Genomic DNA, 18151 nt, shown 5'->3' with positions numbered 1-18151 from the left:
TGTAAAAGCATACGTGCAGACGAGGGGAAAGCATGATTCAAGAAGTGATTATTGTAGAAGGAAAACAAGATATTGCCCGGGTTAAACAAGCGGTAGACGCGGAAATAATTGCTACTGGCGGATTTACTCTGGCTCCGTATACGGTGAGGCAAATTGAACAAGCCTATAATAAAAGGGGAATTATTATCCTCACTGATCCTGATAATGCTGGAGAACGCATTCGTAAGTATTTAACTCAGCGTTTTCCCTTAGCAAAGCATGCATTTGTTCCCCGTGAGCAGGCCTATGCCAATGACGACATTGGTATTGAGCAGGCATCACCGGAAGCAATCAGGGAAGCTTTAAATAAGGTGCGGTGCCATCATTTTACGCCAGCGGTCGAATTTGCGCTTGCTGATATTCTCCGGGGTAACTTAAGCGGTGCTGCCGATGCGGCAGAACGGCGTGCTTTGGTAGGTGCTGCTCTGGGGATTGGTTATGCTAATGCCAAGCAATTTTTATATCGTCTTAATCATTATGGCGTAACGCGCGATGAATTTGAGAGGGCGCTAAGCGCGCTGGAGGAGCATTCATGATTCAGCCTACTATTGCCAATAAAGATGTAACCTTACATATCGTAAAAACGTTTGGTATTCATATGACCAAAAAGCTAGGGCAAAACTTTCTAATCAGAAAAGAAGTTGTTGATGGTATTGTTGAAGCAGGTGCTGTGAAGGCAGGCGATACAGTGCTTGAAATTGGTCCCGGTATTGGTACCTTGACACAGGGGCTGGCCGAAACTGGTGCTAATGTGGTAGCTGTTGAGGTAGACCGGCAGCTTATTGGTGTATTGGCCAAAACGCTGCAGGGGTATCAAAATGTACGAGTCGTTCACGGTGATATTTTGAAACTCGACATTTCCCGGGAAATATTGTCAGAAAAGTATAAGGTTGTTGCTAATTTACCGTATTATATTACAACTCCCATCATAATGATGCTGCTTGAACAGAGACTTCCTGTCGATGTATTGGTAGCAATGGTCCAAAAAGAAGTTGCTGAGCGAATGGTGGCCAAACCGGGCGGCAAAGAATACGGATCTTTGTCGGTAGCTGTCCAATATTATACGGAAGCGGATATCATGTTTACAGTTCCGCCGGCTTCTTTTTATCCTTCGCCTTCAGTTGAGTCAGCGGTTATCCGTTGCAAAGTCCGGGATAAACCGCCGGTTGATGTTTTAGAAGAAAAAGCGTTTTTTCGCATTGTAAAAGCTGCTTTTTCACAACGCCGCAAAATTTTCAGCAATACGTTAAAAGCTGCCGGAATTCCTTCAGAATTAGTTGTTAAGATGTTGGACAAGGCTGGTATAGATGGCGGTCGCCGGGGTGAAACATTGTCTTTGACTGAATTCGCCGCTGTTGCTAACGCATGGGTCGAACTTCGATAAGTTGATAGGAAAACCTATACATAAAAAACCCTGCTCGTATTTGAGCAGGGTTTTGTATTTAGCTTTCTTGCTTGTTTTCCAGAAATGTGTCCAGTAGATCAAAACGACGATCACTGTGATAGCCTAAATGAGTTTTGTTTTGATGTTGGCGTGTTCGGGGCTGAGATTGGAAAACGGATATGGCTTCCAGACAGTCTCCAACAATGGTATCAATTATTCGGTTGGTATGAATTTGATTCTTAATTGATGAACCTAAGCGATAATGAGGAATGGTCGTTGCTACATCTATTTTTAATTTGTGCATTCGCGCCAGTGCAAGAGGTACTGGCGGAATAGCTAGTTCACGGACGGGGATTGTTTCTAACAACCGGCGGGAAACGGCATGAGGCCCATGGGCGGGGGTGGCGAGGCCGATTTTTTTATCAAGCCCTAATTCTTTGTTTAAATTATGACGCCATTGAAAGGTAGGATTGTAGCGTTCGATATGACGAGGCGGTGACGGATAGCAATTAGTCAGCGCAATATCCAGGTGCTTTAACAGCACACCGTCAACCAGTTCCATTAAATTCTCATTGAAAGTACCTACCATATCGCCATCAACAAAAGCGATAACATCGCTGCCCAGAGCCATAGCCACTTTAGCGCCAATTGCCCGTGGAACGTCGATTCCGAGACAGTCGTGAAAGTAAATGATTTGAAGTTTTGGCAGCCGCATTTGCAGAACTTCCTGCATAGTAGTATCTTTGGACCCGTTGGCTACAAGAATGATGTGATCGACAGGCAGTGTGCCGAGATTTTGCAGTACAGTAGGAACGCGGCCGGCCTCGTTTCTTGCTGGAACGACGACGGAGATCATTTCCATCACCTCAATAGCAATAGAGTACGGCGCTAACTATGACCTCAAGGTGGCCCTACTAGCTCAGTATAGGATATGGAGCGTCCAGGCTGTTGGTCACAAAAGAATTCAGGAAAATATAAAATCACTTCACATATAGGCATCGTATCGCCTAGCAGATATTTAGTATAAGTTGGTCCACCCGTAATTGCGAGTGAAACGATGCAATTCCCCTCCGTTTTTAGCCGCAAGGCCAAGACCGTTCAAATGGCATCAGATGCTAGGCGCGTCGAGGACGTGAACGAAGTAGTACTGGAAGTACATCGAAGTGAACGCCCGAAGATGCAAATGCGAAGTTCTTGGCACTTTAGTGCCTTAGTACTTCGGCTTACCCTTTACGGGTACAACGCAGATGATGTCATTTCAACGGTCTCTGTCATAGTATGTTGTAGTGGTTATTCGGGTGTTGAGGGAGGGTGCAATTCATGTCTGACATATCTGTAGGGGATCTGGTCATTCGCAGGTCTCACGGCGGTGACATTATTTTTAAAGTAACTGATATATTTCGCAATGAGTTATCACAAAAGGAACATTGTTATTTAAAGGGACTGCATATGCGTTTAGTAGCAGATGCTCCAATTGACGATGTAGAGAAAATAAATGCAGAAGATCTTCGCAATGAGATTGTACGTATGGAAAGTATGCACAATGATAGTTTGAAACGTGTGATGATGCGCCGCAGTATGGACCGTGAGCGAGTGGAGTTAAACCGCAGTGAGCAGAGTAAAAAATACAGTTTTTTTGATATTCCCGGCCGGGTATTACATTTGGATGGAGATGAAGAATACTTAAGAATGTGCCTAAAAACATATGGTCAGTTAAATATTGAAGCAATTGGCAGGCATATTGATGAGTCGAAACAGCCTGAAGCAGTACCGGACCTGTTAAAAGAATATCGGCCGGATATACTCGTGGTGACCGGGCACGATGCACTTAGCGGCGGCAATAAAGATATGAAGGATATTAATAACTATCGTAATTCTAAATATTACATTCAGTCGGTTATTAATGCCCGCTTATTTGAACCATCCCGCGATGATCTCGTTATTTTTGCTGGTGCCTGTCAGTCTTATTTTGAGGCAATACTAGCAGCTGGCGCGAATTTTGCAAGCTCTCCGACCCGGATTTTTATTCATGCTTACGATCCGGTTTTTATTGCTGAAAAAGTAGCGTTTACACCTATTAATAAGATTGTCGATATTAATGATGCTATCACCGCATCGGTTACTGGTATTGAAGGTGTAGGCGGTGTTGAGACGAGAGGAAAATTCCGTTTGGGAATGCCAAAAACCAGCAACCGGTAAGCAACTGGTTAGAGCTGCCTTAAATGGCAGCTTTATTTTCTTGACAAACGATAATTAATAATATTAATATATAAAGGAATCTTGACTATATCTCATGTTTAATTTAGAAAAAGTCAAGAAAACATTACCAAACGCTAAAAAAAAGGGTTTTTGCATTAAAAAGAGAATATTATCAGAGTGTACCAGAAGTGTATTTTACTTTCACAATCTAGGAAGAGGAAAACTATATGCAATGCACGAAAATCAGTAAATTGGTACTTTCCGGTCTTTTAAGTTTCGCAGTATTAACCACATCATTTGGAGGTGCTTTTGCTACGGCTGCTCATGCTGCCGAAGCTACTGAAGCACAAAAGGAAATACAACAGGATGTTAAAGCGGAAGACTCCGGAAAACGTAACAGTTTGCTTGTTGGATTAGCAGCAGTTGCTGCTATTGCAATGCTGAGTAATAATCATGGCTCTTCAACAAATGAAGCTTATAAAGCTACTACAAATTCCACATCTGGTACTGTTTCGTCATCTACATTGGCGGCGGAAGAAAAAAAAGCTCTCAGTCTTATGAATGCTGATCGTAAGGCCAATGGTTTGTCGGAGCTTAAATCTAACTCTAAACTGAATGGCGTAGCTCAAACTTATGCGCAGGATATGATTAACCGTGGCTTCTTCTCTCACTATAACCCAGAGGGAAAATCACCGTTTGACCGTATGCAGGCAGCGGGTATCAGCTATAAGACCGCTGGTGAAAACTTAGCCAAAAATACAGATGTGACTGCAGCGGAAAAAGCCTTTATGGCTAGCTCAGGGCATCGTGCCAATATCCTTAATAATACCTATACGGATGTAGGGATTGGCGTGCGCCATGCTTCAGATGGTTCTGTATATGTAGTCCAAGAATTTATTGGACAATAAATAAAAGTAAAAACAAGTCTTGCAGGCTTTTAAAGTCTGCAAGACTTGTTTTTTTATCTGCTATATTGTTTTGCCAGCAATAATGGCCTGCCTGAAGGATAGCGGCAGGCCATTAAACGTGAAAAAGGAGTTGTTTATGAAAAGCGTTTATTAAATGGGGCGTAATTTTTTAATATTGACGGCACTTTGGACACATCGGATGACGTCCATGGTCATATTCGTGGTTGCAGCGAGGGCAAACCTTGACTACTTTATACATGCAAAGCTTATAGAGTTTATAGCTGCAGGTAAAAGTTTTGATGCATTTTTTTTCAGTCTTGCATTTCATCTTAGGCATACAGCAATCCATATCATAGGCCGGATAATCGTAGTCATCGCATTTGTCATGACACTTGTGGCCATAGTCTTTGTCACAGCACTTGTTGCCGTAATCTTTGTAATCGTATTCATCATCACAGTCGTCATCACATTTACCGCACTTATAGTCCCACTTGGGATAATACATTTTTTGATAAGCCATTTGCGCAATTCCTCCTTATAATAAGAGACCTTTCGGCATAAGCTCAATAGGCCTTTTGTTATATACTATGAAGTTGCGCAGTAAAGTGTTATGTTGACGAAAAAATATTTTAAAAAAGCAGCCCTAATTTAGGGCTGCCTAACTCCTGGCAGCGTAAAGCCTCTGCCCATAACCTCTGCAGCATCGCTTACAATCATAAATGCCTGTGGATCAATATCCTGAACAACCATTTTAATCTGTGAAATCTGTGTAAGGCTGACAACGACAAAAATGACCCGTTTATCCTGGCGGGTAAAGGCTCCTTCACCATGTAGGATGGTAGCGCCGCGGCCAACTTCTTTTAAAATGGAAGCAGCAATTTCATCCCATTTATAAGAGACGATAAAAATAGTTTTCTTGTGGTTAAAGCCTGCAACAACTTTATCAGTTAGATTAGCACTGACGAACATTGAGATCAGTGTAAGAATCGCCAGTTTTAGACCAAACAGCATGGCGGAAAGAAGCATAATCAGGCAATTTACAGCAAACCCAACAACACCAAGATTGAAGGAATAGTATTTTTTGATGATGCCGGCAACTATATCCAAACCGCCGGCGCTGCCGTTTACTCTAAAGATCAATCCTGCGCCTATGCCGGAAACAATGCCCCCAGTAATGGCTGACAGCATCGGGTCATCAATAGGCGCCATGGAGGAAAGAAACTTTAAAGCATCAACTGTAAAGGAAAAGACTAATGTACCATAAATGGTTATGATAGTATACTCCTTGCCCAACAACCGGTAGGCAGCATACAGGAGAGGGATATTCATTGCAAATATCTGCATGCCAATAGGTAGTTTGAAGAGGTAGTAAAAGATAATTGCCAGACCACTTACGCCGCCACTGAGCAAATGGTGCGGAACGAGAAACAGATTGATTGCTGCACTGCTGAGCACACAACCTAAGGCTACAATAGCATATTGGAATATTTTTCTTCTCATTAATGTCCTCCTAAAATAAGGCTTCATCCAAAACTTATATTTTTCTTATCAGAAAGTATGACTTTCTGATTGGTGAAATAAGAACGACATAGTCTTTCGCCTGCCTGCTTAGTGCAAGCAATGTCTTTTCTTATCAATATCGCAGTAAACTCTGACTAATATTAACCATTATTTACTTCCATTCCTGCCCGGAAATAGCGGGTTTTCAAATTTTGTCGTAAAAAGTTAGCTACATTTTTTTAGATCTACTATATTTTTTGCACATCAGACAGGACTGGCGCATATATATGAGTTAGAACATCACAAAGGGGGGAATTTGTGTGGATGATAAAGATATGCGCCCGATTAAAACTCTTCCTAATTGTACGCTAGGAGCTTCAACAGGTCCACAAACGATAGTTGTTCGCCAGGTTGTGGCGGAAAAGGAAAAACAAAAATCACTGGATATTCATGTGGTTGTTCCAGACAGCAAACCTGCAATTGAGCAAATCGTTGACGTTTTCATCAAAGATGTAGAAATTAACAGCGTAGATGTTATCACAGACAAAGTTATTGTTCGTGGTGAGTTTGAAATCAAAGCAATCTATGTAGCTTGCCTGCCTGACCGTCCCGTTCATGCTATGGAAGTAAAACACTATAAATGGACGGTGGATATTGATATGCCAGGCGCACGCCGGGGCATGGATGCTGAGGCAACCGTTGATATTGAATATGTTGATTATGATTTTGATGAGCATCACCATCACCACCACCATCACCGTGCTAAGAAGTATACCAACTATGAAAATAGTGATAACTTCTGCGATGATGATGATGATTGCGGGCACCACCATCACCATGACCATGACTGCGATGACAATTGCGACGACGATGATAATGATGATGATCGCAACCGCTGCAGAGAATTTGATGTTTCTGTCGTATTGCGGGTTAATGCAAAAGTAATGGCTGACCGCGAAGTTTTACTCAATAGCGGCACTCTTCCTACCAAACCAAAAGGGTAAGGACGAGGCTCAGGGAAGAGGAGGGGAGAAAATGGGTACAATTAGGTACAAGGGCGTTGCCCGGACGATTGCCAGTACGCCGGCCAAGGCGCCACGAGCTGAAATCATTGCTGAAGAGTGCGCGTGTTTTGAACCGGGGATGGAAAAAATTCAGGTTGAGGAAGTGCTGGGAGCGGAAAGTGCCCAGCGCGTAATTGAGATTGACCTTACGATACCCGACAATAAACCGCCAATTGGTCAAGTAATTGATGTGTATATCAAAGAATTATGCATTAAGGATATTGATGTCATACCCAATAAGGTTATTGTTCGCGGTGAATTTGAAGTAAAAGTTATGTATGTTGCCGATCTACCCAATGAACCGGTGCATGCATATGAAAAACATCACATCCGCTGGACTCGTGACATCGAAGTCATGGGTGTCGACAAGGATATGCCTGCTACTGCCGATGTGGTAGTTGAATTTGTCGATTATGATGACTGCGGGTATCATCATCATCATCATAATCATGACCGCCGTCAGATTCATGTGACGGTTGTGCTGAAGGTATGGACTCGAGTTACTAGTACAACAGAGATGGATGCTTATGTCCTTTCTCCGGTTGAAGATACTATGACTTTGAATGCCAGCACCACTAACAGTGCGGTTTCCGCTTCTGAAGGCATTACGGATAATGTATCGGCTTCGCAACTGGGCGGTGGTGACATCTATGGTTATGGAGAATACAATACTTTTATCACCGGTCCTGTTGAAACGATTGCCGGAACACCCACGATTACTACAGTAGCCGCTACGGTTAATGCAAATAACGTGAACGTTCGTTCCGGTCCTGGCACGACATTCCCGTCCATTCAAAAAGTGAGCAAAGGGACGGCAGTTACGATTAAAGAACAGGCATTTGGCTGGTATAACGTAGTGCTTCCCGACGGGTCGACAACCGGTTGGATTGCCAGCTGGCTAGTTGATACTACCGGTACTTTCTAGAGTTAGACGAAAAACGCCGGGATATTCGATCTAAAACACCGCGTAGTACCATTCGGTCTGCGGTGTTTCTTTATTGACTGCTAAGAAAGTAAGTAGGAGCGATCACAGTGATGAAAGAACTTACTGCAGTCGCATACTTTGGCTCCATGAAAATCGGTGTAACTTCACCTCAACTTTTTCGTGGCAGTGATCAACAGTTGTATGTGGTTAAGTTACTTGGCAATAAAGTTGGTCCCAAGGCTCTTGCTAATGAATTTTTGGCAGCAGAGCTTGGTGCGCAGCTAAAGTTATGCTTTCCTGTTAGTGGCATTATTTCCATTGATGAGGTATTACTTAAGAGAAGCCGTCGGTTAAGAAAGGCAGGTATTGTGGCAGGGCCGCATTTTGCCTGCAAATTTATCAGCAATGCTTTTTATGCCGATCGTGTGTCACTCAGCCGGGTTGTCAACAAGTCTGAAATGGCCGGAGTTATGCTCTTTGACCATTTGGTACATAATGTTGATCGTACGGTGAATCGTAAGAACATTATTATCAAGCGTGAAGCAACTGGATATCACATGTATGCAATTGATCATTCCCATCTTTTCAAACGCGGGCGCTGGACGGTAGCTCAGCTTAGCGATCTTGCGCATGATTTATCCGTTAATACGCGTCGTACTTATGGTTTGCTGCTTAAACATTTTTTAAAACCGGAGGATTTCACTCCCTATGCCAGAGCGATCCGTGAATGGTCGGATGAGTATTTGGCACAAACGGTAGCCGCTATACCTGAACAGTGGCTTGCCGAACAGACTGAAAGGCAGGCTCTGCTCCAGCATCTGATTTATCGCCGTGATTTAATTGATCAAATTACGGCAAGACTGGTTGGCCTTATACCCGCAGCTCATCATAAAAAAGCACCCTCGGCTGAACAGGTGCTGATAGAGCCTCATGAGCCTGAGCAGTCGGTACCCGCAATAACGATGCCGCAGGAAGAAATGGCGGCAGTTGTTGAAAGCGAAAGTCAGGAGAGAAGGCGATATCACCCCTTTAGACAGATAAATGGCTTAAAGCTTTATCGGCAGAGGGGAGCGCACCGAGGAAGTGCAATTGAATAGATGAACTGTTAAAAAACCTGTGGATTTTTCCACAGGTTTTTTTGTATCAGAATTTGAGTTTAAGACGTCGGGTGCTGTACGTTTGTTTGCAAAATAATGTATCACTGGTATCGTCCCCATGACATGCGAAGCCAAGGGGCGGAAGGAATTCGCAGGTCTTTTTCGTTTCCCTGTTTCCCGTTGTTTTTGGCCCTTCTGGAAAAAGACGGTCCGCAGGATGGAAAAAAGTCAGCTTACGTTAAGAAATCCGTTCTGTTTGAGCGCAGCGAGTTTCACGGATTTTAGTAAGGTGACTTTTTTCCAAGTCTTTTGGAAGATAGGCCTAGCACTTTTGGTACTTTTGTTGCGATGACAAAAGTACGTTCCCGGGCTGTTTTATTGTGCAAATAAGGAAAATCAGGAGTTGTACAGCTGCAAAAAGGTGTTAGTAGTTTTTCTTAAGTCTTATATTGGGCATGCTAATTGTAATGCCATTAGCAGCGATGCAGAGACAGTACGGGAATTAGTCCCGTATGTAAATAGGTGTACCGATACTGACCAAGCTGAAGAGTTCCTCTGCATTGGCATTATGCATACGAATACAGCCATTGGAAACCATTTGGCCAATCAGCCAAGGCTTATTTGTTCCATGAATGCCGTAGGCGTCATAATTAAGCCCCATCCAGCGGGTTCCCAGAACGCCACCGGGGTTGGGGATTTTGGTGGCAACGGCATAGTTGCCTAGTGGAGTGGGCGTAGAGGGCTTGCCGATAGCAACGGGATATTGCCGTGCAGGTGTATTGCCGTCAAAGAGGGTAAGCTGGCGGCGTGATTTTGTAATTAGGATATTGGCCCGTGCCAAACCGGTAGCCGCGCGTATTTTTGCTTTTACTGGCTCTATGGTGTGAAGGGCAGCTTCAGATAAACGGCAATAGGTCTTCGGGTCAAGAATACCGGTTACAGATAGTTTTTCAGCATGTTGAAAACAAGCCACGGCTTCTTGCGTCTCTACATCAAATATTGTGCCGGCAGGTCCTGTGTAAAAACCCCGTTCTGTAAGCAAATTCTGTACGATAGGTACCAGGGGGCTGGATTGGCCTTCATAAACATGAGCCAAACGGTATGGTGGGTAGAAGAAACGAATGTTCATGGTATTGGCCTCCTTGGGGAATTGATTGTGTTGAATCATTATATGCAGTGGCAATGTATTTGGTCAGTAAAACGTGTGTATAAAACAATGGCAAAACTGGCTAGAATAGACAGGGAAGCACCAAGACAGACTGGGACTTTTTTTGCCAAAGCGAAAGCCGCATAAAAAGCGGGACGGAGGATCAATGACAACAGAAAAAACAGGAAGTCTGGTCATTATTGGTGGTAATGAAGATAAAACCAATGAATGTACCATATTGCGCAAATTCATTGAAATGGCAGGCGGACGTCAGGCACGTATTGCTATATTAACTACTGCTACGGAATTACCACGTGAAGTAGGCGATGAGTATCGATCCTTATTTACCGAATTAGGGGCTGCGTCAGCCGGTATCTTGTATATTGCTAACCGGGAAGCGGCAAATGATTTTCATCAAGTGAGTGAAATTGAACAAGCTACCGGTATTTTTTTCACCGGTGGTGATCAACTCAGGCTAACGAGTATACTTGGCGGCTCAAGGGTAGATAAGGCCATTCGCAGAGCATATGGAAAAGGTGCCATTATTGCCGGTACAAGTGCCGGTGCTTCTGTGATGAGTGATACGATGATTGTGGGCGGCGATTCCAGTGATACGCCCAAAAAGTCAACTATCAGTATGGCTCATGGCATGGATTTGCTGGCGGATGTTGTCATTGATCAACACTTTGCCCAACGGGGAAGAATTAATCGGCTATTAGGTGCAGTAGCACAAAATCCGTATATATTAGGTGTTGGCATTGATGAAGATACAGCTGTAATTGTTGCGCCTGACGGAAGGTTTGAGGTAATTGGTTCACAGACGGTGACAGTCGTCGATGGTAAAAATATTATTCACTCCAATATTTCCGAATCCAAGCCCAATGAGTCGCTAGCTATTACGAATGTTATCCTCCATATTCTTCCGGTTGGATTTGGTTTTGATATACGCCGTCGCATTCCATATGCGCTAGAGTAAAATAGACTGCCAATACAGGTAAAAAGTTGAAATAGATTTTTCAAAAAGGTAGAATCGTTTGTTGGCAAGGAGGGTTTTAAAAATGAATATTTTGTCAACCCGGATTATTGAAGGACCGAATGTGCACAGTTACCATCCAATTGTCCGCGTAAAGCTGGACATCGGCAAATATGAAGATATCCCTAGTTCTGAAATTGCCGGATTTACTGAGCGTTTAACGGGCCTATTACCGGGTTTAGCGGATCACCAATGCTCGCGAGGGTATCCAGGCGGTTTTTTGGAACGGCTAATTGAAGGAACGTATTTGGCTCATATTTTCGAGCACGTTGCATTAGAATTGCAATGCATGGCCGGATATGAAGTTAGTTTTGGGAAAGCGAGGGGCAGTGGCAGCCCTGGTGTATATGATGTGGTAATCAGTTACCGGAATAAAGGCGCTGCCATGCAGGCCGTTTATGAAGCAGATCAGGTACTGAAGGCAGTACTTGAAGAGCGCCCGGTGAATATTAAGAAAGCAGTAACGTCAATTCAGCAAGCCGGTGAGCATAACGAGCTTGGGCCAAGTACAGCAGCCATCTACCGGGCCGCCCTGGAAAAGGGCATCCCGGTTATGCGTGTTGCCGATGAAAATTTGCTGGTACTAGGCTACGGGTACAAACAAAAACGTATCTGGGCTACAACTACAAGTCTTACTGGTGCGCTGGCTACTGATTTAGCCTGTGATAAAGGTCTTACTAACAAAATTTTGACAGATGGCTGTATTCCTGTTCCCTACGGCATTGTAGTTGATTCAGTCGAACAGGCAATAGAAGCGTTGAAGGAAATTGGCAAGCCTGTTGCAGTGAAGCCGCTGACAGGCAACCAGGGCAAGGGAGTAACCCTGGAAATCTCTTCTATTGCTCAAGTAGAGCGGGCTTTTCAGGTAGCCCGTGAGTATGATGAAAAAGTTATTGTTGAGCAATTTGTAACCGGACGTCAATACCGGTTTTGTGTGATAAATGGCAAGGTTGAGGCAGTTGCAGAGCGAATCCCTGCTTATGTGGTAGGAGATGGACGGCGAACTGTTACAGAATTGGTAGATATCGTTAATTCCGATCCTAATAGAGGGATAGGCCATGAAAAACCATTAACCCGCATTGCAATTGATGCTGTGGCCATTACCGTATTGGCCAAACAAAATTATAGTCCTCAATCCATTCCTGAGGCAGGTAAGATCGTTTATATCCGTGAAAACGCAAACCTCAGTACAGGCGGTACGGCGGTGGATGTAACCGATGTTGTCCATCCTGTCAACAAGCGGCTGATGGAAAGGGCGACCAGGCTTATTGGTCTGGATGTAGCTGGTGTTGATGTCGTTGCTGAAGATATTACGCAGCCTATTCGAGAGGGAACAGGGGCTGTAATTGAGATTAATGCCGCTCCCGGTATTCGTATGCATCATTACCCTTCAGCCGGTAAGCCCCGCAATGTGGCTGGTGCAATTATTGACTCCCTTTTTCCTGATGAAAGTAAGGGGCGCATTCCCCTTGTTGCTATTACCGGAACGAATGGAAAAACAACTGTTACCAGAATGATTAGTCATATTTGGCAAACTGCGGGACGTAAAGTTGGTATGACCACAACAGAAGGTATTTATATTGATGGCTGTTGTGTATGTGAAGGTGATACTACAGGTCCTGCTAGCGCACGTACTGTTTTAACCGATCCCGTAGTGGAAGTTGCCGTGCTCGAAACCGCACGCGGCGGCATTGTACGGGCTGGTTTAGCCTTTGATAAATGTGATGTGGGTATTATAACGAATATCACAGAAGATCACCTCGGGCAGGATGGTATTGAGGATTTGGATGGCTTAGCCCGTGTAAAGTCGCTTATTATTGAGACCGTCCGCCCCAATGGTTTTTCCATACTAAATGCCGATGATCGCTATGTTACCGCTTTAGCCCCCAGGGCGCGCGGTGAGATTATCTATTTCAGCATCGAACCTGATAATATTATCATTCGCCGTCATCTTGGCATAGGCGGCAGGGCTTTTTTTGTGAGGGATAATATTATTTATACGGCAAAAGGGAAAGAGGCTCAGGCTATTGCGTCGGTTGAAGATATACCGATAACTTTTGGCGGTATTGCTCAGCACAATTTGCAAAATGCAATTATTGCTACAGCTGCCTGTTACTGCATGAGAGTACCTGTGGCTTTCATTCACCGGGGGCTGTCCACCTTTGCTGAGAACCCTGGGCGGCTGACCGTATTGCCTGTGAGAGATTTCAGAGTATGTATCGATTATGGACATAACCCAGCTGGCTATCAGGCACTGGTTAATACTGTCAAGCGAATGGGTGCATCTCGTCTGGTAGGTGTAATTGCCGCTCCCGGGGATCGACGTGATGATGTTGTCATCAATGTGGGGCGTATTGCCGGACGAGGTTTTGACCATATTTACGTAAAAGAAGACGATGACTTGCGAGGCCGAAAGCCTGGTGAAGTATCGAAACTGCTATATAAGGGAGTTCTGGAAGCCGGTCTTGCCTCTGAGCGCATTCAGATGGTATTGCCTGAAAAAGAAGCTGTCTACGCTGCTCTTGCTAATGCTCATGCAGGCGATCTAATTGTTGTTTTCTACGAAAAATACGGCGATGTTTTCCAGACTATTCAGCAGTTCTGTCAGCAGTGCCAGGAACAAAATGTTGAAATGATACCGGCAGCGGTGGCAGGATCAGGAGAATTGCTTATCGGTGGTATAAATGCTGTTTAAGGCTATTTTTTCGATTAAATAAGCCTTAATCTAAGAAAATGTTCGGAGGGGATTGCAGGTATATCCTATTGCGCGTACAATAACTATATGGAATTACCAATGTTTATTTGTGGAGGTGCAATATGGAAGCTGTTCAATCCACTCAAGAACTTCAACTGGTTGTCTTTCGACTAGCTAAAGAAGAATATGGTCTGCCGATAACCAAAGTCCAGGAAATTAATCGTCTAGTTCCTATCACCAAGCTCCCCCAAACGCCTTCTTTTATGGAAGGAATTATTAACTTACGGGGCAGGATTATCCCTGTAATTGATTTGCGCAAACGCTTTTCGCTTGCCATATCTGAACACAACGATGATACCCGTATTATTATCGTTGAAGTCAGTGGTCAGACTGTAGGGATCATTGTTGATGCAGTCACTGAAGTTGTTAGGCTGCCTGCAGCTAGTGTTGAGCCACCGCCGCCGACCTTTATTCTTGATGCACAGTATATTTATGGTGTGGGAAAAATCGATGGCCGTCTGCTTATTTTACTTGAAATCGATAACGTCCTTACCACTCAGGAAGAAATTGCCCTGATGCAAGTGAATGGATAAAGGGAAAGCTGCCACGTTAACAGTGGAAGCTCACGCTAAAATCAATTTAGCCCTTGATGTGCTTGGCAAGCGTTCTGACGGCTACCATCAAGTGGAAATGATTATGCAGACTGTTAGTTTATCGGATACGGTGACACTGACAGAAATCCCCGGGGAAATCAAAGTAACAGCAAGCGATGTCCGTTTGCCCTGTAACAGTGATAATCTGGCATATCGCGCGGCAGCGCTGCTGCGCGATACTTTGCATATTGACAACGGTGTTGCTATTCATTTGAAAAAACGCATTCCGATCGCAGCAGGATTGGCTGGCGGCAGTAGCAATGCGGCAGCAGTTTTAAAGGGGCTTAATCAACTTTGGCAGCTTAGTTTATCAACAGAACAACTCATGGAACTGGGAGCTAAACTAGGATCTGATGTACCTTTTTGCATTAGCGGCGGGACCATGCGCGCCTATGGCCGGGGGGAGCTGTTGGAGGCTCTGCCTGTTATGCCTAAGGCTTTTGTTGTATTGGCCAAACCGTTTGTTGGTGTATCTACGGCATGGGTCTATCGTAACTACCGGACGGAATTGGTTAAGCAGCATCCTGATATACCGGCGATGATTACCTGTCTGGGGCAAGGTGATTATGATGGCATAGCCTCCAGGCTATGCAATGTATTAGAGAGCGTTACCATACCGGCCTATCCGGCAGTGGCACAAATAAAAAGACTGATGACTGGCTACGGCGCGGCATCTCTGATGTCTGGCAGCGGTCCTACTGTTTTTGGTCTTGTTTCTAGTCGGAAACAAGCTGAACAAATAGCGACTATGCTGAGAAATGAGGTTAAAGCGCAAGTATTCGTAGCAGAAACAGTGACTAAGGTGGGGGAAGAAAATGGAGAGGCGCTTATTGCCGATAAAACTAGATAGTTATAAACCCTTGCGTGAAGTGGTGAGTGAAACATTGAGGGATGCCATTGCTGCAGGAGTTCTGCAGCCAGGTGAACGCCTGATGGAAATACAACTCGCTGAGGAACTGGGGGTTAGCCGTACACCGGTGCGCGAAGCTATTCGTAAGTTAGAACTGGAAGGCTTTGTGGTTATGGTGCCGCGACGGGGTACATATGTAGCCGATCTATCGTTAAAAGACATTAATGAAGTATTTGAAATTCGTACGGCACTTGACGTTCTGGCAGCAGGGCTGGCAGCAGAGCGGATTACTGATGAAGAATTAGAACTATTAGAGCGACTGTTGGTGCATATCGGTGAGTATATTGACAATGGCGATATGGAAAAAATTGTTGATGCTGACAGTCAGTTTCATGACATATTATATAAAGCCAGTCGAAATGATCGTTTGGTCGGCATCATTAATAATCTGAGGGAACAGTTTACGCGGTTCCGGACGATCTCCATTGCCTATCCGGGGCGGCTTAAGGATACTTGGGAAGAGCACCGGCGCCAGGTAGAAGCAATTGCTCAGCGCAATGTTGATGTTGCTATGCAACTTGCCAGAGAGCATATGGAAAATGCAGAACAAACGTTGCTGCTCGATATGAATGAGCGGAGAGGTTATACGGCTGGCAAAGAATAATAAATGCAAGGGTAACCTACAGTTCGGGGGAGATTACAGCATGTATGATGCCATAATTTTGGCAGGCGGGGAAACTACCAAACATCTTAGCACATTATCTGTTCAGCCTTACGAGGCTCTTATTGAAATTGCCGGTAAACCCATGGTAACTTTTGTAGCTGATGCACTAGCCAAAAGTGGCCAGGTTAACCGTATCTTGGTAGTGGGACCTGCCCAGGCACTACGCTCTTGTCACTTTCCCCAAAACACGGTTATTCTTGAAGGCGGCCGTACTATTATGGAGACAATTAGTTTGGGTGTTGCAGCACTAGGACACCACAATAAGACGTTGGTAGCTACTGCAGATATACCCTTATTGACACCGGAATCGGTCAATCATTTTCTGGCGCAATGCAGTCAAAAGGAAGCGGACTTATATTATCCAATTGTTACGGAAGAAATAAATGAGCGCGCTTATCCCGGCACTAAGCGCACATATGTAAGGTTCAGAGAAGGTACGTTTACGGGCGGTAATCTGTTCTTAGTTAATCCGGCGATTGTCCCTCAATGTATGGTTGTAGCCGAGCGTATAGTAAGCAACCGGAAAAATCCGTTAAAATTATGCCATATATTAGGCTGGTCATTTGTACTGCGTTTTGTAGTAGGAATGTTGAGTCTGCCACAGGTTGAAAACCGGGTAGCGCAACTGCTCAATATCCAAGGAGCGGTTATTCAATCGCCTTATGCTGAATTAGGTATCGATGTGGATAAACCTAGTGATTACCAGCTGGTACAATCCGCATTTTCGGCAAAGATGTGAGTGCATTGATTAGTAAGGAAATGAGATTGCCGCTTGTTCTACGCGAATTTCGTTGTAGAATATTGCGTGTGGTGATCTCATTTTTTCATAGATTAGCGTTTATTTAAGCAGGATTTGCCTTATTTACAGAGAATCTGAATAAAAATGTTTTTTTGAGGGAAAATGTTCGGGATTCCCATTTGTGCGGGAGGATTAATATGGAAAAAATTCGTCGTGTTGAGCGGGTGGTAGCGCTTACTAAATTGTTGGTGGACAGGCCGTACCATTTATTCCCTTTAGGGCATTTCAGCGATTTATTTGGTATTGCCAAATCAACACTAAGTGAAGATCTTTTATCAGTGAAGAATGCGTTAAAGCAGTTTGGTCTGGGAGCGCTGGAAACGGTAGCCGGAGCAGCAGGTGGAGTGCGTTTTATTCCTTTCCGGGAAGGACTGCAGGCAAATGGTATATTGAAAGAAATTTCGACTCGCCTGGCCACACCTGACCGGATTATTGCGGGCGGCTTTTTATATATGTCGGATATCTTATTTGATTGGCATCAGGTAGTTCAGCTAGGGGAAATCTTTATGACCCGCTTTGCCCAGGCTGAACCGGATTATATTATGACAGTTGAAACAAAAGGCATACCACTGGCAATGATGGTGGCCAGGGCATTTAATAAGCCTCTCGTTATTGTTCGCCGGGGAAGCAAGGTAACGGAGGGGTCGGCAGTGAGCATCAATTATGTCACAGGGTCATCGAAACGCATTCAAACAATGTCTCTGCCGAAAAGAGCAATTCATCCCGGCTCGAAGGTGCTTGTAATTGACGATTTTATGAAAGCAGGCGGCACTGCCCGCGGCATGATTGATCTTGCAAATGAAGTAGGCGGTATCGTGGTCGGAACAGGCGTACTCGTAGCCACAGCCGAGCCGCAGCCGAAACTGGTAGAGGATTATACGACATTGCTAATCTTAGATGAGGTGGATGAGCATACTAAGAAAGTCACAATCCGACCTGTACTTGACGGCCTCCGATAAGGCCCCATTTGCGTTGTTGTCGCTGCGGGCGTTCGCTTGCCGTACCGCCGCTGTACTGTCTGCGCTCACGTCCTCGCTCCGCCTAGCAACTGGAGCCTTCTCGAAGGCCTAGGCTTTGCGGCAGGAGGACGGAAGACGGGGAGAGGGCTTGAGGCCATTTGGCGTGAATAGCTCC

At 44.6% G+C, this 18151-nt stretch carries 18 protein-coding genes; 14 read left to right on the top strand and 4 right to left on the bottom strand.

Annotated elements, in window-relative coordinates; genetic code table 11:
• Window positions 1-32 precede the first annotated feature (32 nt).
• Together rnmV and rsmA are read left to right on the top strand one after the other, a co-directional pair.
• Window positions 33-575 carry a ribonuclease M5 gene (rnmV, locus tag RTR76_RS09550; protein WP_312519764.1) on the top strand — a complete coding sequence of 181 codons (543 nt, stop codon included), beginning with the start codon at window positions 33-35 and terminating at the stop codon, window positions 573-575.
• Window positions 572-1423 (top strand): 16S rRNA (adenine(1518)-N(6)/adenine(1519)-N(6))-dimethyltransferase RsmA, encoded by an 852-nt coding sequence (gene rsmA, locus RTR76_RS09545; protein WP_312519761.1) that lies wholly within the window; start codon window positions 572-574, stop codon window positions 1421-1423. Before rnmV ends, rsmA begins: the two co-directional genes overlap by 4 nt.
• A 58-nt stretch (window positions 1424-1481) precedes the next feature.
• Here rsmA and RTR76_RS09540 read toward each other — a convergent pair whose 3' ends face one another.
• Entirely contained in the window at window positions 1482-2279 is a 798-nt protein-coding gene (locus RTR76_RS09540) for a glycosyltransferase (RefSeq protein WP_312519758.1), read from the bottom strand.
• A 464-nt stretch (window positions 2280-2743) separates the two neighbouring features.
• On the opposite strand from RTR76_RS09540, the gene yabG reads away from it, so the two are divergent.
• The gene (gene yabG, locus RTR76_RS09535) at window positions 2744-3622 is read left to right on the top strand and encodes a sporulation peptidase YabG (protein WP_312519756.1); all 879 of its coding nucleotides are present in this window, start codon (window positions 2744-2746) and stop codon (window positions 3620-3622) included.
• A 227-nt stretch (window positions 3623-3849) separates the two neighbouring features.
• Window positions 3850-4530: a CAP domain-containing protein gene (locus tag RTR76_RS09530; RefSeq protein WP_312519753.1), complete on the top strand. Its 681-nt coding sequence runs from the start codon at window positions 3850-3852 to the stop codon at window positions 4528-4530.
• A gap of 169 nt (window positions 4531-4699) precedes the next feature.
• Here RTR76_RS09530 and RTR76_RS09525 read toward each other — a convergent pair whose 3' ends face one another.
• Both RTR76_RS09525 and RTR76_RS09520 read right to left on the bottom strand, forming a co-directional pair.
• Window positions 4700-5050: a hypothetical protein gene (locus RTR76_RS09525; RefSeq protein WP_312519750.1), complete on the bottom strand. Its 351-nt coding sequence runs from the start codon at window positions 5048-5050 to the stop codon at window positions 4700-4702.
• 128 nt (window positions 5051-5178) lie between these two features.
• On the bottom strand, window positions 5179-6030 hold the full coding sequence (locus RTR76_RS09520; protein WP_312519747.1) for a YitT family protein: 852 nt from the start codon (window positions 6028-6030) through the stop codon (window positions 5179-5181).
• A gap of 320 nt (window positions 6031-6350) precedes the next feature.
• Here RTR76_RS09520 and RTR76_RS09515 point away from each other — a divergent pair, with 320 nt between their 5' ends.
• From RTR76_RS09515 to RTR76_RS09505, 3 genes are all read left to right on the top strand, one after another.
• Window positions 6351-7034: a DUF3794 domain-containing protein gene (locus tag RTR76_RS09515; protein WP_312519745.1), complete on the top strand. Its 684-nt coding sequence runs from the start codon at window positions 6351-6353 to the stop codon at window positions 7032-7034.
• Window positions 7035-7065: 31 nt separating this feature from the next.
• On the top strand, window positions 7066-8019 hold the full coding sequence (locus tag RTR76_RS09510; protein ID WP_312519742.1) for an SH3 domain-containing protein: 954 nt from the start codon (window positions 7066-7068) through the stop codon (window positions 8017-8019).
• Between the two features lie 110 nt (window positions 8020-8129).
• Window positions 8130-9116, top strand: coding sequence for a HipA family kinase (locus RTR76_RS09505; RefSeq protein WP_312519972.1), 987 nt, complete (start codon window positions 8130-8132; stop codon window positions 9114-9116).
• A 502-nt stretch (window positions 9117-9618) separates the two neighbouring features.
• On the opposite strand, the gene RTR76_RS09500 is transcribed toward RTR76_RS09505, so the two are convergent.
• Window positions 9619-10245 carry a L,D-transpeptidase family protein gene (locus RTR76_RS09500; protein WP_312519739.1) on the bottom strand — a complete coding sequence of 209 codons (627 nt, stop codon included), beginning with the start codon at window positions 10243-10245 and terminating at the stop codon, window positions 9619-9621.
• 184 nt (window positions 10246-10429) lie between these two features.
• On the opposite strand from RTR76_RS09500, the gene RTR76_RS09495 reads away from it, so the two are divergent.
• The 7 genes from RTR76_RS09495 (at window position 10430) to purR (ending at window position 17976) form a co-directional block, all read left to right on the top strand.
• Window positions 10430-11239 carry a cyanophycinase gene (locus RTR76_RS09495; RefSeq protein WP_312519736.1) on the top strand — a complete coding sequence of 270 codons (810 nt, stop codon included), beginning with the start codon at window positions 10430-10432 and terminating at the stop codon, window positions 11237-11239.
• Between the two features lie 82 nt (window positions 11240-11321).
• Entirely contained in the window at window positions 11322-13991 is a 2670-nt protein-coding gene (gene cphA, locus RTR76_RS09490; protein ID WP_312519734.1) for a cyanophycin synthetase, read from the top strand.
• Between the two features lie 122 nt (window positions 13992-14113).
• Window positions 14114-14584, top strand: a complete 471-nt coding sequence (locus RTR76_RS09485; protein ID WP_312519732.1) for a chemotaxis protein CheW — start codon at window positions 14114-14116, stop codon at window positions 14582-14584.
• The gene (ispE, locus tag RTR76_RS09480) at window positions 14577-15494 is read left to right on the top strand and encodes a 4-(cytidine 5'-diphospho)-2-C-methyl-D-erythritol kinase (RefSeq protein ID WP_312519730.1); all 918 of its coding nucleotides are present in this window, start codon (window positions 14577-14579) and stop codon (window positions 15492-15494) included. The genes RTR76_RS09485 and ispE overlap by 8 nt, the downstream gene beginning before the upstream one ends.
• Window positions 15460-16158 carry a GntR family transcriptional regulator gene (locus RTR76_RS09475; RefSeq protein ID WP_312519728.1) on the top strand — a complete coding sequence of 233 codons (699 nt, stop codon included), beginning with the start codon at window positions 15460-15462 and terminating at the stop codon, window positions 16156-16158. Before ispE ends, RTR76_RS09475 begins: the two co-directional genes overlap by 35 nt.
• 40 nt (window positions 16159-16198) lie before the next feature.
• Entirely contained in the window at window positions 16199-16957 is a 759-nt protein-coding gene (locus tag RTR76_RS09470; protein ID WP_312519726.1) for a nucleotidyltransferase family protein, read from the top strand.
• Between the two features lie 197 nt (window positions 16958-17154).
• Window positions 17155-17976 carry a pur operon repressor gene (purR, locus tag RTR76_RS09465; RefSeq protein ID WP_312519724.1) on the top strand — a complete coding sequence of 274 codons (822 nt, stop codon included), beginning with the start codon at window positions 17155-17157 and terminating at the stop codon, window positions 17974-17976.
• Window positions 17977-18151: the final 175 nt, after the last annotated feature.

This window comes from Anaerospora sp. (genome assembly GCF_032013335.1).
Classification (GTDB): domain Bacteria; phylum Bacillota; class Negativicutes; order Sporomusales; family DSM-15969; genus Anaerospora.
The sequence above is the reverse complement of the archived record's forward strand: the minus strand, read 5'-3'. Positions and strand labels throughout refer to the sequence as shown.

What these genes read in the sequence shown, in the direction of transcription:
- rnmV (WP_312519764.1), top strand. Translation starts at nt 33, where the DNA reads ATGATTCAAGAAGTGATTATTGTAGAAGGAAAACAAGATATTGCCCGG.
- rsmA (WP_312519761.1), top strand. Translation starts at nt 572, where the DNA reads ATGATTCAGCCTACTATTGCCAATAAAGATGTAACCTTACATATCGTA.
- RTR76_RS09540 (WP_312519758.1), bottom strand. Translation starts at nt 2,279, where the DNA reads ATGATCTCCGTCGTCGTTCCAGCAAGAAACGAGGCCGGCCGCGTTCCT.
- yabG (WP_312519756.1), top strand. Translation starts at nt 2,744, where the DNA reads ATGTCTGACATATCTGTAGGGGATCTGGTCATTCGCAGGTCTCACGGC.
- RTR76_RS09530 (WP_312519753.1), top strand. Translation starts at nt 3,850, where the DNA reads ATGCAATGCACGAAAATCAGTAAATTGGTACTTTCCGGTCTTTTAAGT.
- RTR76_RS09525 (WP_312519750.1), bottom strand. Translation starts at nt 5,050, where the DNA reads ATGGCTTATCAAAAAATGTATTATCCCAAGTGGGACTATAAGTGCGGT.
- RTR76_RS09520 (WP_312519747.1), bottom strand. Translation starts at nt 6,030, where the DNA reads ATGAGAAGAAAAATATTCCAATATGCTATTGTAGCCTTAGGTTGTGTG.
- RTR76_RS09510 (WP_312519742.1), top strand. Translation starts at nt 7,066, where the DNA reads ATGGGTACAATTAGGTACAAGGGCGTTGCCCGGACGATTGCCAGTACG.
- RTR76_RS09505 (WP_312519972.1), top strand. Translation starts at nt 8,130, where the DNA reads ATGAAAGAACTTACTGCAGTCGCATACTTTGGCTCCATGAAAATCGGT.
- RTR76_RS09500 (WP_312519739.1), bottom strand. Translation starts at nt 10,245, where the DNA reads ATGAACATTCGTTTCTTCTACCCACCATACCGTTTGGCTCATGTTTAT.
- RTR76_RS09495 (WP_312519736.1), top strand. Translation starts at nt 10,430, where the DNA reads ATGACAACAGAAAAAACAGGAAGTCTGGTCATTATTGGTGGTAATGAA.
- cphA (WP_312519734.1), top strand. Translation starts at nt 11,322, where the DNA reads ATGAATATTTTGTCAACCCGGATTATTGAAGGACCGAATGTGCACAGT.
- RTR76_RS09485 (WP_312519732.1), top strand. Translation starts at nt 14,114, where the DNA reads ATGGAAGCTGTTCAATCCACTCAAGAACTTCAACTGGTTGTCTTTCGA.
- ispE (WP_312519730.1), top strand. Translation starts at nt 14,577, where the DNA reads ATGGATAAAGGGAAAGCTGCCACGTTAACAGTGGAAGCTCACGCTAAA.
- RTR76_RS09475 (WP_312519728.1), top strand. Translation starts at nt 15,460, where the DNA reads ATGGAGAGGCGCTTATTGCCGATAAAACTAGATAGTTATAAACCCTTG.
- RTR76_RS09470 (WP_312519726.1), top strand. Translation starts at nt 16,199, where the DNA reads ATGTATGATGCCATAATTTTGGCAGGCGGGGAAACTACCAAACATCTT.
- purR (WP_312519724.1), top strand. Translation starts at nt 17,155, where the DNA reads ATGGAAAAAATTCGTCGTGTTGAGCGGGTGGTAGCGCTTACTAAATTG.